At 63.7% G+C, this 22,765-nt stretch carries 15 protein-coding genes; 7 read left to right on the top strand and 8 right to left on the bottom strand.

Annotated features, from left to right (window positions below; translation table 11 throughout):
- Positions 1-36: 36 nt before the first annotated feature.
- From truB to ACODSP_RS10470, 3 genes are all read right to left on the bottom strand, one after another.
- The gene (gene truB, locus ACODSP_RS10480) at positions 37-975 is read right to left on the bottom strand and encodes a tRNA pseudouridine(55) synthase TruB (RefSeq protein WP_488965543.1); all 939 of its coding nucleotides are present in this window, start codon (positions 973-975) and stop codon (positions 37-39) included.
- A complete protein-coding gene (gene rbfA, locus ACODSP_RS10475) occupies positions 965-1,429 on the bottom strand; it encodes a 30S ribosome-binding factor RbfA (RefSeq protein WP_488965542.1) in 465 nt (154 codons plus the stop codon). The genes truB and rbfA overlap by 11 nt, the downstream gene beginning before the upstream one ends.
- A 236-nt stretch (positions 1,430-1,665) precedes the next feature.
- Positions 1,666-2,715, bottom strand: coding sequence for a hypothetical protein (locus ACODSP_RS10470; RefSeq protein WP_488965541.1), 1,050 nt, complete (start codon positions 2,713-2,715; stop codon positions 1,666-1,668).
- Positions 2,716-2,936: 221 nt separating this feature from the next.
- Here ACODSP_RS10470 and ACODSP_RS10465 point away from each other — a divergent pair, with 221 nt between their 5' ends.
- The 5 genes from ACODSP_RS10465 to ACODSP_RS10445 all read left to right on the top strand — a co-directional run bounded on the left by ACODSP_RS10465 (position 2,937) and on the right by ACODSP_RS10445 (position 10,982).
- Complete coding sequence (locus ACODSP_RS10465; RefSeq protein ID WP_488965540.1) at positions 2,937-5,792, top strand: TonB-dependent receptor plug domain-containing protein; 2,856 nt, start codon at positions 2,937-2,939, stop codon at positions 5,790-5,792.
- A gap of 272 nt (positions 5,793-6,064) precedes the next feature.
- Positions 6,065-6,949: a prephenate/arogenate dehydrogenase family protein gene (locus tag ACODSP_RS10460; protein ID WP_488965539.1), complete on the top strand. Its 885-nt coding sequence runs from the start codon at positions 6,065-6,067 to the stop codon at positions 6,947-6,949.
- A gap of 5 nt (positions 6,950-6,954) precedes the next feature.
- The gene (locus tag ACODSP_RS10455; protein WP_488965538.1) at positions 6,955-9,681 is read left to right on the top strand and encodes a DUF4118 domain-containing protein; all 2,727 of its coding nucleotides are present in this window, start codon (positions 6,955-6,957) and stop codon (positions 9,679-9,681) included.
- Positions 9,678-10,379: a response regulator gene (locus ACODSP_RS10450; RefSeq protein WP_488965537.1), complete on the top strand. Its 702-nt coding sequence runs from the start codon at positions 9,678-9,680 to the stop codon at positions 10,377-10,379. Before ACODSP_RS10455 ends, ACODSP_RS10450 begins: the two co-directional genes overlap by 4 nt.
- A 153-nt stretch (positions 10,380-10,532) precedes the next feature.
- A complete protein-coding gene (locus ACODSP_RS10445) occupies positions 10,533-10,982 on the top strand; it encodes a DUF488 domain-containing protein (protein ID WP_488965536.1) in 450 nt (149 codons plus the stop codon).
- Positions 10,983-11,081: 99 nt separating this feature from the next.
- Here the strand turns inward: ACODSP_RS10445 and ACODSP_RS10440 are convergent, their stop codons facing one another.
- Together ACODSP_RS10440 and ACODSP_RS10435 are read right to left on the bottom strand one after the other, a co-directional pair.
- Complete coding sequence (locus tag ACODSP_RS10440; protein ID WP_488965535.1) at positions 11,082-12,194, bottom strand: alkaline phosphatase D family protein; 1,113 nt, start codon at positions 12,192-12,194, stop codon at positions 11,082-11,084.
- A gap of 260 nt (positions 12,195-12,454) precedes the next feature.
- Positions 12,455-14,707: a TonB-dependent receptor gene (locus ACODSP_RS10435; protein ID WP_488965534.1), complete on the bottom strand. Its 2,253-nt coding sequence runs from the start codon at positions 14,705-14,707 to the stop codon at positions 12,455-12,457.
- A gap of 290 nt (positions 14,708-14,997) precedes the next feature.
- Here ACODSP_RS10435 and ACODSP_RS10430 point away from each other — a divergent pair, with 290 nt between their 5' ends.
- Positions 14,998-15,876 (top strand): 50S ribosomal protein L11 methyltransferase, encoded by an 879-nt coding sequence (locus ACODSP_RS10430; protein ID WP_488965533.1) that lies wholly within the window; start codon positions 14,998-15,000, stop codon positions 15,874-15,876.
- A gap of 7 nt (positions 15,877-15,883) precedes the next feature.
- On the top strand, positions 15,884-16,216 hold the full coding sequence (locus ACODSP_RS10425) for a YnfA family protein (RefSeq protein WP_488965532.1): 333 nt from the start codon (positions 15,884-15,886) through the stop codon (positions 16,214-16,216).
- 53 nt (positions 16,217-16,269) lie between these two features.
- Here ACODSP_RS10425 and rnr read toward each other — a convergent pair whose 3' ends face one another.
- The 3 genes from rnr to ACODSP_RS10410 all read right to left on the bottom strand — a co-directional run bounded on the left by rnr (position 16,270) and on the right by ACODSP_RS10410 (position 22,596).
- The gene (rnr, locus tag ACODSP_RS10420; protein ID WP_488965531.1) at positions 16,270-18,561 is read right to left on the bottom strand and encodes a ribonuclease R; all 2,292 of its coding nucleotides are present in this window, start codon (positions 18,559-18,561) and stop codon (positions 16,270-16,272) included.
- Between the two features lie 461 nt (positions 18,562-19,022).
- Positions 19,023-19,685 carry a sulfite oxidase-like oxidoreductase gene (locus tag ACODSP_RS10415; RefSeq protein ID WP_488965530.1) on the bottom strand — a complete coding sequence of 221 codons (663 nt, stop codon included), beginning with the start codon at positions 19,683-19,685 and terminating at the stop codon, positions 19,023-19,025.
- A 106-nt stretch (positions 19,686-19,791) separates the two neighbouring features.
- Positions 19,792-22,596 carry a hypothetical protein gene (locus ACODSP_RS10410; protein WP_488965529.1) on the bottom strand — a complete coding sequence of 935 codons (2,805 nt, stop codon included), beginning with the start codon at positions 22,594-22,596 and terminating at the stop codon, positions 19,792-19,794.
- Positions 22,597-22,765 lie beyond the last annotated feature (169 nt).

Here is a 22,765-nt window from a genome sequence, read left to right as displayed (position 1 = left end):
GCGGATGCAGCGCCGGCGATTGAGGAACACGAAAAGCTACAGGTTCAACACTCGCGCGGGCCGAAGCTCGCCACCCTCCAGCCGGACCAGGGCCACGGGGCGGCCTTCGGTGAGGGCCAGCGCCGTGCCCTCCTCCCCACCGGCGCCGCGCAGCGCCTCCAGCCGGTCCAGGTCGGCCCGGCGCAGCAGCGACACACCCTGGCCATGGCGCAGGCGGTCGGCCTCCACCGGGGTCAGGTCGATGGCGGGCAGCCGGTCCAGCGGGGCCGCGACGGGCATCAGCAGCCGATCCGGCTCCCCTTCCGCCACGATCTGTTCCAACTGTTCCAGCGTGACGGCATTGGCCAGGCTGAACGGCCCCACCGACAGGCGGCGCAGCACCGTGATATGGCCGACGGTACCCACCGCCAGGGCCAGATCGCGGGCCAGCGAGCGCATATAGGTGCCCTTGCCGCATTCCACCTCGAACTCGGCATGGTCATCGTCGGGCCGGCCCGTGAGGTGGAAACCGTCGATACGGACGGTACGGGCGGCCAGTTCCACCGCCTCCCCCTCACGGGCCAGATCATAGGCGCGCTCGCCATCCACCTTGATGGCGGAATATTGCGGCGGCACTTGGCTGATCAGGCCCTGGAAGGCCTCCAGCGCTTTTTCGATCTGTTCATCCGTGGGGCGCACATCGCTGGTGGCGATGACCTGGCCGGCGCGGTCGTCAGTGTCCGTCGCCTCCCCGAATTTCATCACGAAACGGTAGGTCTTGTGCCCATCCATGGCGTATTGGACGGTCTTGGTCGCCTCCCCGAAGGCGATGGGCAGGATGCCGGTGGCGATGGGGTCCAGCGTGCCGCCATGGCCCGCCTTTTCCGCATTCATCATCCAGCGCACCTTTGCCATCGCCTGCGTGCTGGTCATGGTGCCGGGCTTGTCCAGCACCAGCCAGCCGTGACGGGGAACGCCCTTGCGCTTACGCGCCATGGTTCTGGTCCCCGCCCTCTTCCTTGTCCTCTTCGGCATTGTTGCCGGTGTCGACGATGCCCGTCATGTCGCGCGCGACATGCGGGTCGTGCAGGATACGGTCGATCTTTTCCGCGTAGTCGAAGCTGGTATCCAGCTGGAAGGACAGGCGCGGGGCATAGGGCAGGCGCATTTCATGCGCCATCTGGGTGCGCAGGAAGGCCGAGGCGCGGTTGAGTGCCGCCACCAGTTCCGGCTTGGACCCGCCCAGCGGCATGACGAAGGCGGTGGCGTTCTTCAGGTCGGGGCTGATGCGCACTTCCGACACGGTGACGTTCAGGTCCATCAGTTCGGGATCGCGGAATTCCCCGCGGCGGAAAATATCGGCCAGGATGTGGCGGATTTCCTCGCCCACGCGCAACTGGCGCTGGCTGGGTCCCTTGGCGGCATGGCCGCCGTCGCGTCGCTTGCTCATCACTTCAATCCTCTGCCCTGGCGGGGGGTGGGACCCCGGACCGGGCGTTGCTGCGTCAGGTCAAGGGACCGTGCGTAGCATAGCGCCATGGCAGTGAGGCAAGGAAGTTACGCATGGAAGGGGTTGAAGAAGAAAAAGTCAGGGCTCGGCATCCGCCTCGACCTGACCTACAGGTGAAAGCGCCGTAGGTCAGGTCGAGCCGAAGGGGAGCCCTGACAATCAAGGTCTCTGATCAATCACCGCGCGACGGGCAGCATCTCCCGCATGCCGCCCGGCAGGTGCGGGACCAGCAGGCGGCGGGCGGCTTCCCATTGCGTGGACAACAGCAGCAGGCCCGACCCGATGACCAGGGCCGCCAGGGCCATGTTCATCTCCTTGGCCGTGCCCGCCATGGCGAACAGCTGCCCCATCGCATACAGCACATAGGCCAGGGCCGAGACCAGCATGGCCCGGCGGTCGATGGCCAGCGACACCAGGGCGATCACCAGATAGGTGCCGATGCAGGTGGCCAGCGCCAGGCCGGGGCTGACCATCTGCACCGCCCCATTGGCACCCACCCAGGAGAAGACCGGATGGATGATCATGGGCGAGGCCGACAGGTGCAGCCAGAAGGCCACGTCGGAACGGCGGGTATTGCGCGTCCGGTCCTGGCTGTCCCAGCGCATGGCGATGGCGAACATCACCAGCCCGCCGATCAGCACCAGCACCCGCATACTGTCACGTAAGGACGGCACCGCCAGCACGGCCAGGGCCGCAACAGCGGCCAGGGCGATGGCCGACCCGGCTGCCACCGTGATCGGCACCATGAAGCGGCGCCAATGGGCATAGGCACCGACCCCGGCCAGAACCGTCGCCCCGGCAATGGCACCGGCGGCATCGGCCATATTCTGGATGCGTGCCTGTTCCAGGCCCAGCAGGTCGAACAGACCCGTCAGGCCGGCCACCAGGGTGCCGCCGGCAAAGCCGATCAGCAGCACGATGCTGGACAGCGACAGGCGCAGACGGCGGGTGAAATATTCGGCCAGACCCCAACTGATGGCTGCCACGGCCAGCCCGCCCAGTGCCGGATGCACCCGTCCCCCCAGATAGGCGGCGGCAGCCAGGATCAGGCCGCAGCAGACCGAAACGAACACATCGTTGAACCCGGTCAGCAGCCGGAAACGCTCATGTTCCGGGGCGTCGACATGGCCCCTTCTTGTCGCCACGAAGTCACGGAAGCCCGCGACATTCTGATCGTTCAAGATACCAGCCGATACGGCGGCGTCGAGTTCTTCATCACTATACATGGTTCCCCCCTCCCTATTGGGCAGAACCAAGTATGCAGCCTGACACCGGTTGCCGCAATCACTGGTACCAATTGTTTAGATGCAGAAAAGAAACAGTGACCAAGGATACGATTCCGTTGCAATCATGGGACTTCCGCAGATGGTTGATAATCTGTTAACGCTGTGCGGCGCGGGCATGAAACCGCGTTTAAAAACAAACCTTTCTCGGACAGGGGAACCTAATGCAATCCAAGAACAGCCTGTTTTTCAGGACGGCGACGCTTGCCCTTTTGGCAGCCGGCGCCGCCAGTGCGATGCCTGCCGCCGCCCAGGATACGCTGGATGAAATTGTCGTCACCGGTTCGCGTATCCGGCAAAGCCCGCTGAACCAGACGCAGCCGATCGTACAGCTCGACAGCGAGGCCATGGCCCGTACCGGCCTGTCCAGCACCGCCGAAATTCTTCAGCGCCTGCCCATCTCCGGCGGCGGCCTGAACAGCAAGTTCAACAATAGCGGCAATTTCGGCAACCCGCCCGATGGCGGCGGCGTGGGTGCCGGTTCGGCGGAAGTGGACCTGCGCTATCTGGGCTCGCGCCGCACCCTGGTGCTGGTCGATGGCCTGCGCTGGGTCAATGGCGCATCCGCGTCGGGCATCCCCTCCTCCACCGACCTGAACTCGATCCCCAAGGGCATCATCGACCGGATCGAGGTGTTGCAGGAAGGCGCCTCGCCCATTTACGGCTCCGATGCCATTTCCGGCGTGGTGAACATCATCACCAAGCGCAAGCAGGATGGCTTCTCCGGTTCCGCCCAGGTCGGCGCCTTTGATGAAGGCGATGGCGTCACGCAGGAATATGACCTGTCCTGGGGTGCCACCTCCGGCGGCACCAGCATCGTGGCCGACCTGACCTATGTGAAGCAGGAAAGCGTGATGTCGGGCGACCGCTCCATCTCGCAGTTCCCGACGCCGGGCGTCACCGCCTGCGACAGCTCCTGTTCGTCGGGCACGCCGTTGGGCCGCTTCATCGTCAACAATCCCGTCACGGGCGAGGGCATGAACCTCACCTTGAAGAACGCGGTGCTGACGGGCCGTCCGACCTTCGACCCGCTGAACCCCACGGCGGGCAGCTTCAAGAACTTCACCACCGCCGACCGCTTCAATTTCCAGCCCTATAACTATATCCAGGCCCCGTCGGAACGTCTGGGCACCTATTTCCAGGTCACCCAGGAGATCACGCCCGACATCAATTTCCGCCTGAAGGCTGTCTATAACAACCGCCAGTCCGCCAACCAGGCTGCCCCGATCCCGTTGTTCGTGGGTCCCGATGCCGGCAATGGCAATCTGCTGGACCAGATCAGCATCGACCGTACCAACCCCTACAACCCGTTCGGCGTGACCCTGTCGTCGGGCGGGGCCAATGGTCCGGCTAATTACGCCTTCATCGGTCGCCGCTTTGTCGAGGCGGGCCCCCGCCATTATGAGCAGGAGGTGAACACCTGGTACGTGTCCGGCACGCTGGACGGCTCGCTGATGCTGGGCGAGAACAAGTGGTACTGGGATGTCAACACCATCTTCTCCCGCAACAGCGCCACGCAGAAATTCACGGGCAATGTGAACGCGCAGCGTCTGGCCCAGGCCTTGGGTCCCGTCGCCAACTGCACCGGTTCCTGCGTGCCCTTCAACATTTTCGGTGGCCAGGGTTCCATCACCCAGCCGATGATCGATTATGTGCTGTTCACGCAGCAGGACAGCAGCAAGCAGCGTCTGGCCGACACCTCCTTCAACCTGTCGGGTGACCTGTTCCAGATGCCGGCGGGTGCCGTCGGTCTGGCCGTGGGATACGAGTACCGTGACCAGCGTGGTGAGTTCCAGCCGGATGCCGTGGTCGCCGCCGGCCTGGGTTCCGACATCCCGGCCCAGCCGTCCAAGGGCAGCTTCGACGTGAATGAGGCCTATGGTGAGCTGCGCGTGCCGCTGATCGCCGACATGCCCATCGCCAAGCTGCTGGAAGTGTCGGGTGCCCTGCGCTATTCCGATTATTCCACCTTCGGCAGCGAGACGACCTATAGCGGTCGCGTCAACTGGCGCCTGAATGATGACGTGCTGCTGCGGGGTTCCTATGGCCAGGGCTTCCGGGCGCCGGGCATCGGCGAACTGTTCGGCACCCCATCGCGCTTTGACCAGGAACTGGTCGATCCCTGCTCCGACATGCTGGGCCGGTTCGGTGGCACCGCGGCGGCAGCGGGTGTTCGCGCCAACTGTATCGCCCATGGCGTGCCGGCCAGCGGTTCCTATGTGCAGGCCAACCCGCAGCTGTCGGTCATCACCGGCGGCAACAAGAAGCTGAAGCCCGAAACCTCGGAAAGCTGGGTGTTTGGTGGCGTGTTCAGCCCGTCCTGGGAAATGGGCTGGGCCGACCGTCTGGATTTCGAGGTGAATTATTATGACATCTCGCTGAAGGACGCGATCCAGCCGATCGGGGCGGAGACCATCCTGGGCCGTTGCGAACAGAATAACGACGCCTTCTCCTGCGGCTCTGTCACCCGTACCGCCTCTGGCGCCATCAACCAGATCAGCGGTCTGTTGCAGAATATCGGCGCCATCGACACCAACGGCATCGATTTCACCATCAACTGGCAGGGTCCCGAAAGCGACCTGGGCACCTTCCGCTTCAGCCTGAACCAGACCTTCCTGCTGAACTATACGGAGACGGTCCCGGCCACCAGCGGCACCTCCAAGATCGACCGTGAAGGCACCGAAAAGGGCAGCCCTGACCAAGCCTTCCCCAAGTACAAGGCCACGGCGATCCTGGATTGGGCGAAGAATGATTTCTCCGCCTCGCTCACCAACCGCTTCGTGAAGAGCGTGGATGAAACCCAGGCCGTCAACAAGCTGAACGACCGTCTCTATACCGACGTACAGGTCAGCTGGTACCCGGCGATGTTCGACAGCAAGATCGGCATGACCCTTGGCGTCAACAACCTGTTCGACAAGGACCCGCCGGCCTGCTTCAGCTGCGGCCTGAACAATTACGACCCCACCACCTATGACGCGCCGGGCCAGTTCGGCTATGCGCGCCTGACCTTCAAGATGTAAGGGCGCCGGCTCCCTCACCCTCCCAAACGCTGGCGCGTTCGGGCCCCTCCCTCTCCCGTAAACGGGCGAGGGGCTAAAATTTCTTCCCTCGCCCACGAAGGTGGGAGAGGGAGGGGCCCGTTGGCGCCAGCCAATGGGAGGGTGAGGGAACCACAGCCACGATTACAGAACAGCCACGGATTACGGCTCCGCCTAATCCGCTCTACACGGGACCGGGGTTCACATGATAGTGAACCCCGGTCTTGTCTTTTCTGCATGCAAGGTTGCCCCCCATGACCGCCCCGCTGTTCAACAAGGTTGCCATCGTCGGCTTCGGCCTGATCGGTTCGTCGATCGCGCGGTGCGTGGCGGAATATCCGGGTTTGGCCAACGGCGTGGTCTGCGTGGACCGGTCGCAGGACGTGTGTGACCGCGTGCTGGAACTGGGGCTGGCACAGCAGGCCGGGACCGATCCCGCCCTGGTGTCGCAATGCGATCTGGTGGTGCTGGCCACGCCCATCGGCGCTTTTGCCGATCTGGGCGCCGTCATCGGCCCGCACCTGACGGCGGGCAGCATCCTGACCGATGTCGGGTCGGTGAAACAGTCGGTGATCCGCGATATCGCCCCGCATGTGCCCGACGGGGTGCATTTCATTCCCGGCCATCCCCTGGCCGGCACTGAACATTCCGGCCCGGAAAGTGGTTTCGCCCTGCTGTTCAAGGGCCGCTGGTGCATCCTGACCCCCACGCCGGGCACCAATCAGACCGCATTGGACAAGCTGTCGGCCTTCTGGACCGGCTGCGGGTCGATGATCGAGGTGATGGAACCCGGCCATCATGACCGGGTGCTGGCCATCACCAGCCACCTGCCCCACCTGATCGCCTATACCATCGTGGGCACGGCCACCGATCTGGAAGACCATCTCCAGTCCGAGGTGATCCGGTTCAGCGCGTCCGGCTTCCGCGACTTCACCCGCATCGCGGCCAGCGACCCGACCATGTGGCGCGACATCTTCCTGAACAACCGGGAGGCGGTGCTGGAGGTGATCCAGCGCTTCACCGAGGATCTGACCGCCTTGCAGCGCGCCATCCGCTGGGGCGAGGGGGAAAAGCTGCATGAGCTGTTCACCCGCACCCGCGCCGTCCGCCGCTCCATCATCGACGCCAAGCAGGCGTAATCATCATGGCCGATGATACGCGCCGGCCCTCCCCCGACGCCCTGCTGCAGGCGGCCACGGCTGAACGGCGCGGCAAGCTGAAAATCTTTCTGGGTGCCGCCCCCGGCGTGGGCAAGACGTATGAGATGCTGCGCACGGCCCACGCCCTGAAAAAGGACGGGGTCGATATCGTGGTCGGTGTGGTCGAAACCCATGGACGGGCCGAAACCGACGCCATGCTGGCCGGGCTGGAGGTTTTCCCGCGCAAAAGCCTGTCCTATCGCGGGCAGGAATTGTCGGAGATGGACCTGGACGGATTGATCGCGCGCCGTCCCGCCATGGTCCTGGTCGATGAACTGGCCCATACCAACGCGCCCGGCAGCCGACACGCCAAGCGCCATTCCGATGTGGAGGAATTGCGCGACGCCGGCATCGATGTGCTGACCACACTGAACGTCCAGCATGTGGAAAGCCTGAATGATGTGGTCGCCCGCATCACCCGCATTCGGGTGCGCGAGACGGTGCCCGATCAGGTGATCGACAGCGCCGACGAGGTGGAGGTGATCGACCTCACCCCCGCCGACCTGATCAAGCGGTTAGGCGAGGGCAAGGTCTATGTCCGTGATCAGGCCCAACGTGCCCTGAAACATTACTTCTCCCCCGGCAACCTGACGGCGCTGCGCGAACTGGCGCTGCGGCGCACGGCGCAGCGGGTGGATGACCAGATGGTCACCTATATGCGCAGCCACGCCATTGCCGGGCCGTGGGCGGCGGGTGACCGGCTGCTGGTCTGTATCTCCGACGATCCGGGGGCGGGCGGGCTGGTCCGCCATGCCAAGCGTCTGGCCGACCGGCTGAAGGCCCCCTTCACCGCCATCTATGTGGAAACCGCCCGCCATCAGCGCCTGGACGAGGCGGCGCGCGACCGCGTGGCCGATACGCTGCGTCTGGCCGAACAGCTGGGCGGGGAGGCGCTGACCCTGCCGGGCCGGACGGTGACGGAGGCGCTGGTCGGCTTTGCGCACGCCCATAACATCACCCAGATCATCATCGGCAAGTCGCAGCGGTCGCGCTGGTTTGAGATGGTGAACGGGTCGGTGGTGCATGATCTGCTGCGCCGGGCCACGGGCATTTCCGTGCATGTCATCGCCAGCGAACAGCCCGACCCCGACAGCAACGCCGCCCGCCGCGTGACCACCCGGCCCCCCGCAAGACCCGCCGATTACAAGGCCTATCTGGCCGGCATCGCCTTCACCGCCATGGCGCTGGGGGCAGGGGTCCTGGTCGATGAATGGCTGGGCGTGCAGAATATCAGCCTTGTGTTCCTGATGGCGGTGCTGGGCAGTGCGGTTCTGCACGGCTTCCTGCCGTCGCTGTTCACGGCGGTGCTGGCCGTTGCCGCCTATAATTTCTTCTTCCTGCCGCCGCTTTACACCTTCTCCGTCGGGGACCCGTCCAACATCTGGTCGCTGGTCTTCTTCACCGCCGTGGCCATGCTGACCAGCCGGTTGACGGCGCGGGTACGCGAACAGGCGGAAATCGCCCGCGTCCGGGCCCGCACCACGGCACAGTTGTCGGCCTTTGCCAGCAAGCTGGCTGGGATCGGCGATATGGATGATCTACTGTGGGCGGCCAGCCACCAGATCGCCTTGATGCTGAAACTGCGCGTCGTTCTGATGCTGCCGGCGGATGATGACAATGCCGCCAGCCTGTATCCGGCATCCGCCTACCCGCCCGATGACCAGATTTCCAATGCCGACCATGCCGCCGCCGTCTGGGCGTTTGAGAATGGCAAGCCGGCGGGGCGGGGGGCTGCCACCCTGCCGGGCACGCAGCGCCTGTACCTGCCGCTGCGCACCGAACGCGCGACCGTCGCGGTGGCGGGCATCGGCAGCGATGATGCCGGCACCGGCCCCCTGCTGACGCCCGATGACCGCCGCCTGCTGGATGCGCTGCTGGATCAGGCGGCGGTGGCGATTGAGCGGGTGAAGCTGGTCCGCGCCATCGATCAGGCCAAGCTGGAGGGGGAGACGGAACGGCTGCGCTCCGCCATGCTGACCTCCCTGTCCCATGACCTGCGCACGCCCTTGGCCGCCATCATTGGCACCGTCACGGGCCTGAAGGCGGGGCAGGGGCGGTTGGACCCGGCGGAGACCGCATCCATGCTGGACACGCTGCATGGGGAGGCCGAACGCATGGCCCGCTTCGTGCGCAACCTGCTGGACATGACGCGGCTGGAGGCCGGCGCCCTGGACCTGAAACGCGAACCCATCGATCTGGCCGATGTCGTGTCAGGCGCGGTGCGCCGGGCGGGGCCGGTCCTGACGGGCCATATGATCGATATCCGCATGCCGGGCGACCTGCCGCTGGTGCAGGGCGATCATCTGCTGCTGGAACAGGCCCTGTTCAACCTTCTGGACAATGCCGGCAAATACGCGCCCCACGGCACCGCCATCCGCATCCAGGCCCTGCGCGACGCGGCGCATGTGAAGCTGCGAGTGGAGGATGAGGGGCCGGGCATTCCGGAGGAGGCGCGGGCCCGCATCTTCGACAAGTTCTTCCGCGTGGAGGCGAAGGACCACCGCACCGCCGGCACGGGCTTGGGCCTTGCCATTGCGCGCGGCTTTGTCGAGGCGATGGGCGGCACCCTGACGGCGCGCGACCGGGCCGATGGCAGCCCTGGCGCCTGTCTTGAGATGACCCTGGCCGTGGACCCGCGCGGCGATGTGGTGATGGCGGAGGCGACGGCATGACGCGGCCCCACCGCATCCTGGTGGTCGAGGATGAGGTGGCGATCCGCCGCCTGCTGAAAACCATCATCACCCCGGAAGGGTGGGAGATGGTGGAGGCAACATCCGCGTCCCAAGCCCTGATGCTGGCCCGTCAGTCCCTGCCCGAACTGATCCTGCTGGATCTGGGCCTGCCCGATATGGACGGTCTGGACCTGATCCCCACCTTGAAGCGTGAACGGCCGGTACCGCTGATCGTGCTGTCATCACGCGACCGGGAGCAGGATAAGATTTTGGCCCTGGACTTAGGGGCCGATGACTATGTGACCAAGCCGTTCGGGGCCGGCGAATTGATGGCCCGCATCCGGACGGCCCAGCGCCATGCCATACAGCAGGTGGGGGGGCGCCCCCTGCTGCGCGTGCGCGATCTGGAGATCGACATGGTCAACCGGCATGTGCAGAAGGCGGGCAAGCGCCTGCACCTGTCACCCACGGAGTTTGACCTGCTGCGCCTGCTGGCCCAGCATGCGGGCCGCATCCTGACCCACGCCCAGATCCTGAAAGAGGTCTGGGGGCCGGCCAAGGCGGACGAGGTGCAGTATCTGCGCGTCTATGTCCGCCAGTTGCGCCAGAAGATCGAGGATGACCCCAACGCACCCGTTTTCGTACAGACGGAACCGGGCATCGGCTATCGGTTTGCCGATGCGGAGGAGGGGGGCTGAAGGTGAGCGTCGTTCCCTCACCCTCCCTCTCCCTGCCAAGCTGGCGAGGGCTGAAAACTTCTTCCCTCGCCCACGAAGGTGGGAGAGGGAGGGGCCCATCGGTGTCAACCGATGGGAGGGTGAGGGAACCACGACCAGCCGGAGGAGTACCCCATGATCCTGCACACGATCGGATATGAAGGCGCCAGCCAAGGGGCGGTGATCGCGGCGTTGAAGGCGGCGGGGGTACGGCTGCTGCTGGATGTGCGCGAACTGCCATCCTCCCGCCGCGCCGGTTTCTCCAAATCGCCGCTTCGCGCCAGTCTGGAGGCGGAAGGGATCGAGTATCTGCACCTGAAAAAGCTGGGCACGCCCAAGGAGGGGCGTCTGGCCAACCGGGCCGGTCGCATGGACGAATTCTGGTCCATCGTGGAGGAAGGGCTGGCACGACCCGAGGCGCAGTATGAACTGGCGCTGGCGGGTTCACTGTCGCTGAACAAACCCGCCTGCCTTCTGTGCTTTGAGGTCGACCACAGCCAGTGCCACCGCCTGACGGTCGCTAACCGTCTGACGGCGGCCCATGGCTTTGACGTCGTTCACCTGCGCCCAGATCCGGGGTTTTGAGGGGGCAGCGGATTACGGCTTGCGCCTAATCCGCGCTACGATTCAGGGCCTCGGTAAATGTGTAGCGCGGATTAGCGAAGCGTAATCCGCGGAGCAACCTCACCCCACCCGCAGATCCCCCAGCGCCACCACCTGACGCAGCTGTTCGGCCCCTGACACATCGCGGATGGTCACCGCCACCTGCTTGGTCGCCCAGTCGATCTCGATCAGGCCGAAATTCTGGGCACGGTACGCCTCGCCCACCCGCCGCGCGTTGGGTGGCAGCACGGGCCAGACCTCCGTCAGGCCAGACGAGGTGAAATCCCACAGCGGGTAGGGTACGTTCCAATCCAGCTTTGAGATTTCGGCGTAATGCGTGTCGCCGGAAATACAGAACAGGCCATTGGCCCGTTTCTCCCGGATCGCCTCGATCAGGCGCTGATGATCGTGAGTGAAGTTGATCCAGGCCTCCCAGCCCGGAAAATCCGACACGACCTGCAGGGACGAGGCCAGGATGCGCAGGTCGGCAGGTCGGGCCAACTGCCCCTCCAGCCATTGCCACTGCGCCTGCCCCAGCTGCGTCGCCGCCCCTTCGGGCAGGCGGGCATAGGGGCCGGGAACGCTCTGCCCCGCCTCATGCCGGGCCGTGGCCCATTCCTTATACTCCTTGCCGCCCATGTCGATGGTGGCCAGCGGCGTGCGGTTCCAGCGCAGGTCGGGCAGGATGATCTGCAACCGCCGGCCCTTCGGCCCGAATTCATAGGCGGTGTAGATGCCGTCAGGCCGGGTGCGCCGGATGCTGTCGGGTGCCTCGCCGAAGAAATCACAGAACAGCTTCCGGCTTTCGGTCTTCATGGGATAGTCGGCACCGGCGTCATTCTCGCCGAAATCATGATCGTCCCAGGTGGCGACGATAGGCACGGCGTCGCGCAGCTTCTGAAATCCCGGCTTGGCGGCCAGCATGGCGTATTTGGCCTTCATATCGTCGACATTGCGGGTGTCGAGATAGACGTTGTCGCCCAGCAGGATCATCAGGTCGGGTTTGGCGGCCAGGATGGCGTCCCAGATCGGCTGATCCTTGGTCTGGTGTGCGCAGGACCCGAAGGCGATACGGGTGGGCATGGCGGCTTCCGGCAGGCGGCGCACGGCCTGAGCCTGAACGGTCTGCGCCACCAGTGGCGCTGCGGCCAGCCCGGTCAGCAGCAGGCGGCGGTCGAGAAGGGGGCGGGACATAGGGGCCTCCAGACAGAAAGAAGGGGCGGACCCACGGTCCGCCCCAGTTTCAACAAGGGAAGAGAGACAGACGAACTTCAGACCACCATTTCCCCGCCCCCCTGTCGTCACCCCCGCGAAAGCGGGGGCCCAGCGCAGAGCGGCGTCTGCCGCGATATGGGTCATATCGGCGCTAACCGCGCCTCACGCTGGGTCCCCGCTTTCGCGGGGATGACGGTTAAGCAAGTAATTGACGGTCGAGAGAGAGGAAAGGCGACGACTTAGAACTGCTTCTTCAGCGATACGAAGAACTGACGCGGGGCACCGGCCAGCAGGGTCTGGGACGTGCCGGTCGGGTCGCTGTTGGTGAAGCCGTTGGAACCGATGGTCGACACATACTTCTTGTCGAACAGGTTGGTGACATTGGCCTGCAGCTCGGTTCCTTCCAGCCAGGCATTGCCCTCGAACCGGTAACCGACGCTGATTTCCGCCAGCGTGTAGCCTTCGACCGAGGCGTCGTTCAGGTAGGTATAATAGCGCTTGCCGGTATAGGCGGCGCTGGCCGAGGCGTAGAGATTGCCATCGTCATATTTCAGCTCGCCACGCAGCAGGTTCTTCGGTGCGTTGACGACCGTCTTGCCATCGGTCGCCGCCGTCACGGCCCCATTGGCCCCCAGGACGTTGTCGTCATAGGAGCTGTCATTATAGGTGTAGGAGGCGACGATGGAGACGGCGTCCGTCACCTCCACCGTGGCGCCCGCTTCGATACCGCGCGTGGACACACCGCCGACATTCTGGAGCGCCGACGGGTTGCCGACGATGCCCGGCCCCAGGGTCAGGGCCAGCAGGCGGTCATCGAACTGCACGTCATAGGCGGCGACCACGCCCTGGACCATGCCGACATTGAAGCGCCAGCCCAGCTCGATGGTGCGGCTGCTTTCCGGCTCCAGGCTGTTGCGGATGGCGTTGAAGCCGTCCTGGCTGGTGGAGAAGGGGCCGCCGGTGTTGGAGCTTTCAAACGTGCGGATATTCTCGGCATAGGAGCCGAAGACCTGATGTTCGTCCGACAGTTCATAGACGAAACCCGCCTGCGGCAGGAAATTGTCCTTGGCCTTGATGGTGCCGTTCTTCACGGGACCGACCAGGGTCTTGGCGGTGTTCTCCACCTTCACGGCCTTGAACCCGGCGGTCACGGTCAGGGCGTCCATGACCTTCCAGCTGTCCGACAGGTTGAACTGCCGGGTTTCGGTGTCGAAATCATATTCCCACTGCGTGGCCATGGCCCCGCGCTGGAACTGCGTGGAGGACCGGCCCGGGCTGGCGCGGTTCAGGCCATAGAAGCGGCGGGCATGGGCGAAATCATTCTGTTCGAACCAGAAGCCACCGCTGACCGTATGATCGCCGATTTCCGCCGTCAGCTGGCTGACCGCACCGTAACGCTCAATGCCATATTCGGTGGTGCGGATGGACATGGGCGCCCCGCCCGGCGTGACCACATAGGGCGTGAACCACAGGCCCTGGCCGTCATTCTTGTGGGCATAGCCCGTGACATCCAGCTTCACCGCGTCGGTCAGCGGATAGGTCAGGTTCACCGCGCCGATCGTATCCTCGCGCAGGCCTGCCGCATCATAATAGGCATCGTCCACGGACGTGATCTTGCCCGGATAGGGACCGGTGGCCAGCCCGTTATAGATATCGGCGACGCGCAGGGCCGTGGCCCAATCCTTGGCGAAATTGTCCCAGTTATAGCCCAGGCGGCCGATCATTTCCTTGGACAGATCCTGATAGTCATTCTCGGCCCGGTCGGACCAGTTGACCCAGGCGCTGATCTCGCCCTCGCCCACGCTCTGCACGACCTTGAAATTCAACTGATCCTGGCGCTGGACGCCATTGCCTTTCCACTTGTCGGCATTCTGGCGGGTATAGCTGACATAGGCGCTGGTGCCGGTGGACAGCTCACCTGTTTCCAGGCGCACGAAGCCGCGGCCCGTCTTCTCGCTACCCAGGGTGCCGGCGATATAGGCGCCCGCTTCCTTGGCCGGACGACGCGACGTGAACTGCACCGTACCGCCCAGGTTGCTGGTTGATGCGGTGGCCAGCGATCCGGCCCCCTGCGCCACCGTCACCTGATCGATATTCTCGCTGCTGATGGCGCGGGAAATATGCAGGCCATTATGGTTGCCATAGGACATGTCGCCCAGCGGCACGCCATCCAGCGTGAAGCCAAGCTGGTTCTGGTTGAAGCCACGGATGGTGATGCGGGTCGACCATTCATAGGCGCCGAACGGATCGGCGGACTGGAAACTGACGCCGGGCAGGTTCTCAATGGCCTTCAGGGGGCTGGTGCCCGGCGCTTCCAGGGCGATGGCAGCCTGTGTCACGCCCTGCACCTGCCGGGCCTCGCCACGGCCATAAACGATGATCTCTTCCAGCATCGGGGCGGCTTCGGCCACCTGCGCGGTCTGCGCAAAGGCGGGAGAGACGGCGAACAGGGTGGCAAGTGCCGTGCCTGTGATCAGCTGACGATGGTTCATTATGGGCATCCCTTCGGTCGCCGACATGATTGCTGCGGCGCACAATGGGCGGATAGCATTGTTATATTTCAATGATTTGACGTGTTACGGTCGAAACCATGATGGTTCTGTTGCGTGGTTGCAGGACGGAATGCCGCCACATGCCCCTTCCCTTACGGAAGGTCGGGCCCCTCGAATCCCCGCTGCCGCCGCAGATGTCCCCGCCGCAAACCGCCATTGCCGGCCTGCGGGCTTTGCGACTAGAAAGGCCATCATCCTTGGGTTTGTCAGGTTTACGGGCGGAGAGTTCCATGCAGCCGATGTGGCGTGTCGCGTTCGAGGTGCCGGAGGCGCTGGTCCCTGTTTTCGCCGACATGGTGGAACCGCATGTGGACGCCGTCTCCACCTTTGAGTTGCAGGAGGGCGGCCAGTGGCTGATCGAGTGCACCTCTTATAATGAGCCCGACACCAGCCGCATCGGCCTGAAGCTGGCGGTGCTGGCCGCCGCCCATGGCATCAATGAGCCGGAACTGACCAAGGAGCCGCTGGCCCCCATCGATTGGGTGACCCAGACCTATCTGTCCTTCCCGCCCATCGAGGCCGGGCGCTTCTTCATCCATGGCAGCCATCACAAGAAGCCGGTGCCTAAGGGCAAGATGGGCCTGCAGATCGAAGCCGCCATGGCCTTCGGTTCGGGGGAGCATGCGACGACGCAGGGCTGCCTGCGCGCCATTTCCGAACTGGCCTCGCGCGGACGCGGCAGTTTCCGCAGCGCGCTGGACATGGGCTGCGGTTCCGGCATCCTGGCCTTCGCCATCGCCAAGCTGGCGCACAAACCCGTGATCGGTGTGGATATCGATGAACTGTCGATTGAGATCGCGACGGAGAATGCGAAGCTGAACCGCGTGCATAAGCTGGTGAAGCTGTACGCCGCCAATGGCTATGCCGCCGAGGCGGTGCGCCGTCATGGCAAGTTCGATTTGATCGTCGCCAATATCCTGGCCCGCCCGCTGGCCCGGATGTCACCGGACCTGGACCGGTTCCTGGCACCGGGCGGTACGGCCATCCTGTCGGGCCTGCTGCACCGTCAGGAACCGCTGGTGATCAATGCCCACCGGGCGCAGGGCCTGCGTCTGGTCAAGCGCTTCCGTCTGGGCGACTGGTCCACCCTGGTCCTGAAGAAGGGCTAAAGCGCCGGTGGCCGGCGGCACAATCCTGCTCTATGCCGTCGCCGCCATTGCGGAAATCGCCGGCTGTTTTGCCTTCTGGGCCTGGGCGCGCGATGGGCGCACGGCCCTGTGGCTGGTGCCCGGCATGGCCAGCCTGGCCCTGTTCGCCTGGGTCCTGACGCGGGTGCCCGCCGATACGGCGGGCCGGGCCTTCGCCGCCTATGGCGGGGTCTATATCGCGGCCTCGCTGGCCTGGATGTGGCTGGTGGAGGGGCAGCGGCCCGACCGCTGGGACATGACCGGTGCCGCCCTCTGCCTGATCGGGGCCGCCACCATCCTTTGGGCACCCCGGGGGGCGTAGCCAAGGGCGCGGATGCGCCCGCCCGCCCGGCGACGGGGGAGCAATAACCCTCCTTACCGCCGCCGGCGCGGCGGCTTGGGCGTATCCATGCCTGACGGTTCGGCCTCTGCCCTCTCACGCCGCCGTTCGGGACGGCCCCGGCGCGATGCCCCCGTTCCCGACCCGCGCCCGCCCGGCATCTCCGTCCCGTCCTGGTTCAGCAGGCGGAAGACCATGGAGCCGGTGATGGCGTCGGCCTCGATCAGCCGGATTTTCACCCGCTCACCCAGCTTGAACACGCGGCGGTGTCGGCGGCCCAGCAGGCAGTGATGCACCTCGTCATGATCATAGAAATCGTCGGGCAGGGTGGAAACGGGCACGATCCCGTCCGCCCCCGTCTCATCCAGTCTGACGAACAGACCGAAATTGGAGACGCCGCTGATCTTGCCGCTGAAGGTCGCCCCCAACCGGTCGGACAGGTAGGCGGCGACATAGCGGTCCAGCGCGTCGCGCTCCGCATCCGCCGCGCGGCGTTCGGTGCCGGAAATCTGCTCCCCGATCGTGTCCAGCTTGCCCATCTCCTCATCACTGAGGCCGCCATCACCCAGGTGGTAGGCCCTTACCAGCGCACGATGCACGATCAGGTCGGCATAGCGGCGGATGGGGCTGGTGAAATGGGCGTAACGCTCCAGCGCCAGACCGAAATGGCCGATATTATCGGGCTGGTACACGGCCTGCGCCTGGGAGCGCAGGATGACCGTGCTGATCATCTCCGACTCCGGCGTGTCCTTGGCCTTGTCCAGGAGGTTGGTGAAGGCCGCGGGCCGCATCACCGTCCCCTTGGCGAGGTTGTAGCCCATCGTTTTCAGGAATTCGCGCAGCGGCTCCAGCTTGTCCAGGGCCGGTTCGGCATGGACACGGTAGAGCAGGGGGGTGTCGCGCGCCTCCAGCGCCTCTGCCGCCGCGACATTGGCGGCGATCATGAATTCCTCGATCAGGCGGTGGCTGTCGAACCGGGCGCGCACGCCGATTTCGGCGACCTTGCCATCCTCCCCGATCCGAACCTTGCGTTCCGGCAGGTCCAGTTCCAGCGTGCCGCGCCGTGACCGGGCATGGGCCAGCACCGTATAGGCGCCATAGAGCGGGCGGATGACGGGGTCCAGCAGCGGGCCCGTCAGGTCATCAGGCGCACCGTCGAAGGCTTCCTGCACCTGTTCATAGGTCAGGCGCGCGGCAGAGCGCATCAGGCCGCGCACGAACCGGTGCCGCTTGATCCGGCCCGACGCGTCGATCCAGATATGGACCGCCAGACAGGCGCGGTTGACGCCGGGTTTCAGGCTGCACAGCTCATTCGACAGCGCTTCGGGCAGCATGGGCACGACGCGGTCGGGGAAATAGCAGCTGTTGCCGCGTTCCAGCGCCGACTTGTCCAGCGGGCTGCCCGGCGTGACATAGGCCGACACGTCGGCAATGGCGACCAGCAGGTGCCAGCCACCCTCATTATTGGGGTCCGTATCCTTTTCCGCGAAGACGGCATCGTCGAAATCCCGCGCATCGGCCCCGTCGATGGTGACCAGCGGGATATCGCGCAGGTCGGTGCGGCCCGACAGGGTCGGTTCCTGTGCCGCTTCCGCCTGCTCAATCGCGGCGGGCGGGAAATGTACGGGAATGCCATGCTGGTGGATGGCGATCAGGCTGATGGCCTTGGGCTGGTCGATACCGCCCAGCACCTCCACCACGCGCGCCTGTTTCAGGCCGTGGCGGGAGGCGGGCAGAACCTCTGCCACCACCAGATCACCCGGTGCGGCATCCATGGCGTTCTGGGCCAAGATGACGAATTCCGCCTTGGCCCTTCGGTCGGCGGGGCGCAGGCGACCGCCATCGGGACCCAGCTCATAGACGCCCACGATCTGCGCGGTCTGATCGCCGCCCAGCTTCTTGATGGTGCGGCCCTCATACAGGTCGTCACGGACGCGGGCCAGCCGCGCCAGGGCCCGGTCGCCCTCGCCCAGGGCCGGGCTGCCTTTGCGTTCCGGCTTCATGATGATGCGCGGCGGTTCCCGGTCCGGGTCGGACCAGTTCAGCGGTCGGGCGATCAGTTCGCCGTCGCCATCCACGCCCGTAACAATCACCACGCCCACGGGCGGCAGGCTGGCCGGCGGGGCCAGACGGCGCCGCCCGCCCTTTTCGATGGTCCCATCCCCTTCCAGATCGCGCAGCAACTCCTTCAAGGCGATGCGGTCATCGCCATTGATGTGAAAGGCGCGCGCGATCTCCCGCTTGCCCACCGGATACGGGCTTTCCCGGATGAATTCCAGGACCTGCTCCTTGGTGGGAAAGGGGGCTTCTTTCTTCGGGTTCTTCAAGGGGATGATTTCCACGTGCACAAGATGATCTGAAGGCAAAAAAAATAGGCGAAACGCCGACATGTTCCTTCAAGAGGAAACAGCGTTTCGCCTACTCTATTCATCGTGGTGTAACAGGGGACGGATCGGCCACCCCCGCCACGAGAGGAGCGAGAAGGATGCTTACTGAACCTAAGCAACCCCGTTCCATAGAATTGGTTTTCAAAGGCTTCGGCATCAGCCTGCGCCTTGTGATCCGGTTCTAAGGGGAAGCCGGGGTGTTACGAGCACCCCGGCAACCTTCTTGAATATAATCCCGCTGCCGCCTTCTGACAACGGACCGAATCGTTTACCCCCAGGGTCATGGACCATGACCCTGGGTCTTTGCATATTCCCTCAAGCGCCGGGCGGCGGCATCCGCCGCCTTGGCTTACGCGACCATGGGGTCGCGGGCCGGCAGTCGCCGGCCTTGATACCCTGGCTCAGCTGTAGCGCTGTTCGGTCCAGGGATCGCCTTCATTGTGATAGCCGCGTTCTTCCCAGAAGCCGGGGCGGTCATCGGCCACGAATTCGATGCGGTTCACCCACTTGGCAGACTTCCAGAAATAGAATTTCGGGATGATCACCCGCACCGGCCCACCATGTTCGGTCGTGATCGGCTTGCCTTCCCAGCTATGGGCCAGCAGGACATCGGTATCGTCAAACACCGACAGCGCCACATTGGTCGTGTAGCCATCATAGGAATGGAAAACCACATGCCGGGCTTCCGGAAGCGGCTTCACGGTCTCCAGGATATGTTTGGCTGACACGCCTTCCCAGTGATTGTCATAGCGCGACCAGGCCGTGACGCAGTGGATATCGGACACGTCGGTGAAGGGCGGCTGGCTCTTGAACTGCGCCCAGCCCCAGGTCGTGGGATAGGCCACCAGCCCGTCGATGGTCAGTTCCCACTGATCAAGATCGATCTCCGGCTGGATACCCAGATCCAGCACGGGCCAGTTCTTCACCTCCCGCTGACCGGGCGGCAGACGGTCGGCACGCGGGGCGGCCGCACCCGTCATCAGGCGGCCTTCCTCGGCCCATTTCTGCTTGCTCTCCACCAGCTTGGCGTTGGGCGGGTTCTCGGGCGTATCGGCGGGGGGCATGGTCTGTCCATTATGCGTTGGATTGCTTTGCCCCTTACATAGCGCGCCAACCGGCCCAGGGCGAGGGGGTTTGCCCTGGGTCGGGTGACGTGACGGCTGATCCAGGTCAGTTGAGGCTGTCGATGAACAGCTTCTTGCCGGTCGCCCCGAAATCAAACGTGAAAAACACATCCGGTCGCGCCGGCGCGCCATAATGCAGGGCAAAATCCTGGAAGATGTTGATCAGGGCCACTGGCAGTGATTTTTGTTTCTTGCCCACAGGTTGACCAACCTCCGTCCAGGGTGCCAAAGCCGACAGCGCTGCACTCTGGTACATATCGAGATCATCGCGAAGCTTCAGGAGCGTGGCACCGCTGATATCGGGATTGGCTTTGAATTGCTGCGCGGTGTCCAATGCCCTGTTGGCCGCTTGAAAGAACTTGTGAAGGTTTCTCAGGCCTCGGAACGCGTTCCAGACCGTCAGTTGAAACTCACGCAATGGCTTGTAGTCAGTATCCATTCTGTGATCTTCATATATATCGTGCAGTGTGTTGGCCCATGCGCCATCGTCGGGCTGGAACAGCCGATCCCAGTTGATAATGCTTTTTTGATCTTTCCTTTCAATCGCAGGCGAGTATTTTTCAATATCATAGACAAATTGGCGAAGACCTTGACCTAAGTTGCCGCCCTGCGCGTTAAGCCAATATTCGATTTCCTTACGAAGTTGCTGACTTTGCACCAATGTCAGGGCTGCGCGTGAATGCAACTCATGCGGGCTTGCCTGCGCCGCAGCCTTGATCAAACGGATGGCAATATCCGAATCCAGGGTCAGCACTGCACTGATTGATCCCGGCAACCCAGCTTTCTTGCCGACCTTGGCCAATGACTGATTGTAGAACTCCTTCATCTCTGTCCTGGTCACCGCATCAATGGTCACGCCATTCCCGTCGAAGCCATCGATCACACCGCCCAACTCGCCGGCGTCCCAATTCTTTTCAGTCTGCTGAAAAGCGATTTCCAGGCGTGCGGCCTCGTTGGTGCCGACCGTCAACAGGTCACTGATCGTCAGTCTGCGCTTGTCGCCATTGAAGAACGTGCGTGTCTTCGCATACCGGCCTTTAGACTCGATGTTGACGACCCCTGCCGCGACATTCACCTCCAAATCCGTCACAAGCTCCGTACTGGCGCTGAGGCCGAAGGATAGGATGTTCAGGCTGAAAACATCCTTGGTCAGGTCCTGGAAAACGCCAGTGAACTCATCCTTCAAGACAAGGACGCCTTTCGGCTTGGCTGATACCAGCTTCGGTAATGTCCTTTCCGGGAACAGGATGAGGTCGCGGTAATGGTCAGAGGCCGCCGCATCGAAGAGCAACTTCGCCTTGAAACTCATCCTGCCGGTCCGCTTGCGGGTTCGGGCCCAGCTGATGCCGATCAGATTTTCGTTGGCCTCCTGAACAGCCTCGGAGATTTTGCCAAGCCAGGAACGCAGCAGCGACAGCAACTCGTTCAGCGCCTTGGTAATATCGGTAACTTTCTGGCCCAGCACCTGCGACAGGGCATTCTTGTCGATCTTGGTGGCGAGCGCGTCGATGGATGCCTGCACCTTGCTGGCCACAACACCGAATGTGCCGTCGATCAGCGTGCCCACACCCTTGGCAAGTTCCGCATCAAGCCCGGCCAGGGCGTCTTCCTTGAACTTCTTGAGCTGTGCCGGCACCGGCAGTTGTTCAACATCGTCAAAGGCCCGCCGCAGCCATTCCTGTGCCTGCTGTTTCAGCGTCGCCGTGCCATCTTCCTTGAAGACGGTCGCGACAACCTGTTTCAGAACCTTGTCATTGCCCGATTTTGCCAGGAACTTGTCGATCTCTGCGGTGAACTTGCTTTCCAGCCAAGTGCCGGGCTTGACAAGGTTCAACAGGTCCTGGCGGGCACCCGCCACCTTGTCTTCCAGATCTTTCAGAAACCCGTTGACCCGATCGATCTTTGACAGCAACCGCCCCGCAAGGTCGGGGCTGATCGCCGCCAGGCCCAGCTTGTAGCCGATGGAAAGGTCATAGCCCCGCTCTTCGCTGTTGTTCAGCGCCACGTCCACGGCCAGCCCCTTGCCATCATCGCTTGGGACCACCACCAGCTTGAAATCGTGCGAGAGGTTCGCGAAGGTGCTGAAGCCAATGCTGACAGCACCTGCGGCGCCGGCAAATCCGACCTTGGCATCGCTTTTGCCGATAAATGTCAGAGAGCCGCCATAGGTGATGCTTTTAAGACTGGCCGGCGTATCGATGCTATTCTTGTCGGCGCCAGCGGCCCACAATGGCGGGCCATTGCTGGCGGCCAGAACCTCTGAGAACTCGAAGAACGGGTGCGCGACCCGCGTGAGGGAGTTGGCTAATGCCTCGAACAGGTAATTGTCCTGGTCGAACCCGAAAAGCCAGGATAGGCTGCGCTGCACATCCACGGACAGGCTGGTTCCCAGGCCTCCGCCCGCCAGGGCCATCGACCCCTGCAGGTGCCCCGACGCGTCAAATCGGATCAGGGTTTCATCCAGGGCGCCGGGCGTGGTTTCACCCTCTTCACCCAGAATTTCAAAGCCGATCTCGGCACCGGCGTTCAGGTTGAGGGCAAGGGCAGGCTTGGCCTCGACCTTGCCGGAATAGGTCAGGCCATCCCAGCTGAATTTTCGCTCTCCAACAGGGCGTTGTTCCAGCTTCTCAAGGCGGCTTATGAATCGGATGTAGCGGTCAGCGTCTTTTTTGTCGCCCAGAAGATATTCCGCCAACGCAACAGCATCCGGCGACTTGGACTTGGCGATGAAATCAATCAGTCCGCTGACAGCCTTCGGTGCCGGGCCGACCGCGTTCGTGATCTCTTTCAACAGGGAGCCGACCGTTTGCCCGGTCATCAAGCCCCTGGCGTTCTGAAGAATCCAACTCATCGCGCTACCTCTCGTTTGACCGCTGTTGCAGGGCGCATCGTCGGCCCGTCAAGCACGCACGGGTAGACGACAGACTACAAAATTAACCATAAATGGCTATGGGTGATAGTCTAATTGGTAGAGTTAGATATATGCATTATCCATGATAACCGCGCATCCTGCTCCCCGT

Source organism: Niveispirillum sp. FG156, assembly GCF_057809555.1.
This window is presented reverse-complemented; position numbering and strand designations above follow the sequence as displayed.

Excerpts from the sequence above, each read along its gene's own strand:
- ACODSP_RS10430 (WP_488965533.1), top strand. The coding sequence starts at position 14,998 with ATGCAGCCGATGTGGCGTGTCGCGTTCGAGGTGCCGGAGGCGCTGGTC.
- rbfA (WP_488965542.1), bottom strand. The coding sequence starts at position 1,429 with ATGAGCAAGCGACGCGACGGCGGCCATGCCGCCAAGGGACCCAGCCAG.
- ACODSP_RS10450 (WP_488965537.1), top strand. The coding sequence starts at position 9,678 with ATGACGCGGCCCCACCGCATCCTGGTGGTCGAGGATGAGGTGGCGATC.
- ACODSP_RS10470 (WP_488965541.1), bottom strand. The coding sequence starts at position 2,715 with ATGTATAGTGATGAAGAACTCGACGCCGCCGTATCGGCTGGTATCTTG.
- ACODSP_RS10465 (WP_488965540.1), top strand. The coding sequence starts at position 2,937 with ATGCAATCCAAGAACAGCCTGTTTTTCAGGACGGCGACGCTTGCCCTT.
- truB (WP_488965543.1), bottom strand. The coding sequence starts at position 975 with ATGGCGCGTAAGCGCAAGGGCGTTCCCCGTCACGGCTGGCTGGTGCTG.
- ACODSP_RS10440 (WP_488965535.1), bottom strand. The coding sequence starts at position 12,194 with ATGTCCCGCCCCCTTCTCGACCGCCGCCTGCTGCTGACCGGGCTGGCC.
- ACODSP_RS10435 (WP_488965534.1), bottom strand. The coding sequence starts at position 14,707 with ATGAACCATCGTCAGCTGATCACAGGCACGGCACTTGCCACCCTGTTC.
- ACODSP_RS10445 (WP_488965536.1), top strand. The coding sequence starts at position 10,533 with ATGATCCTGCACACGATCGGATATGAAGGCGCCAGCCAAGGGGCGGTG.
- ACODSP_RS10415 (WP_488965530.1), bottom strand. The coding sequence starts at position 19,685 with ATGCCCCCCGCCGATACGCCCGAGAACCCGCCCAACGCCAAGCTGGTG.
- ACODSP_RS10410 (WP_488965529.1), bottom strand. The coding sequence starts at position 22,596 with ATGAGTTGGATTCTTCAGAACGCCAGGGGCTTGATGACCGGGCAAACG.
- ACODSP_RS10460 (WP_488965539.1), top strand. The coding sequence starts at position 6,065 with ATGACCGCCCCGCTGTTCAACAAGGTTGCCATCGTCGGCTTCGGCCTG.
- ACODSP_RS10455 (WP_488965538.1), top strand. The coding sequence starts at position 6,955 with ATGGCCGATGATACGCGCCGGCCCTCCCCCGACGCCCTGCTGCAGGCG.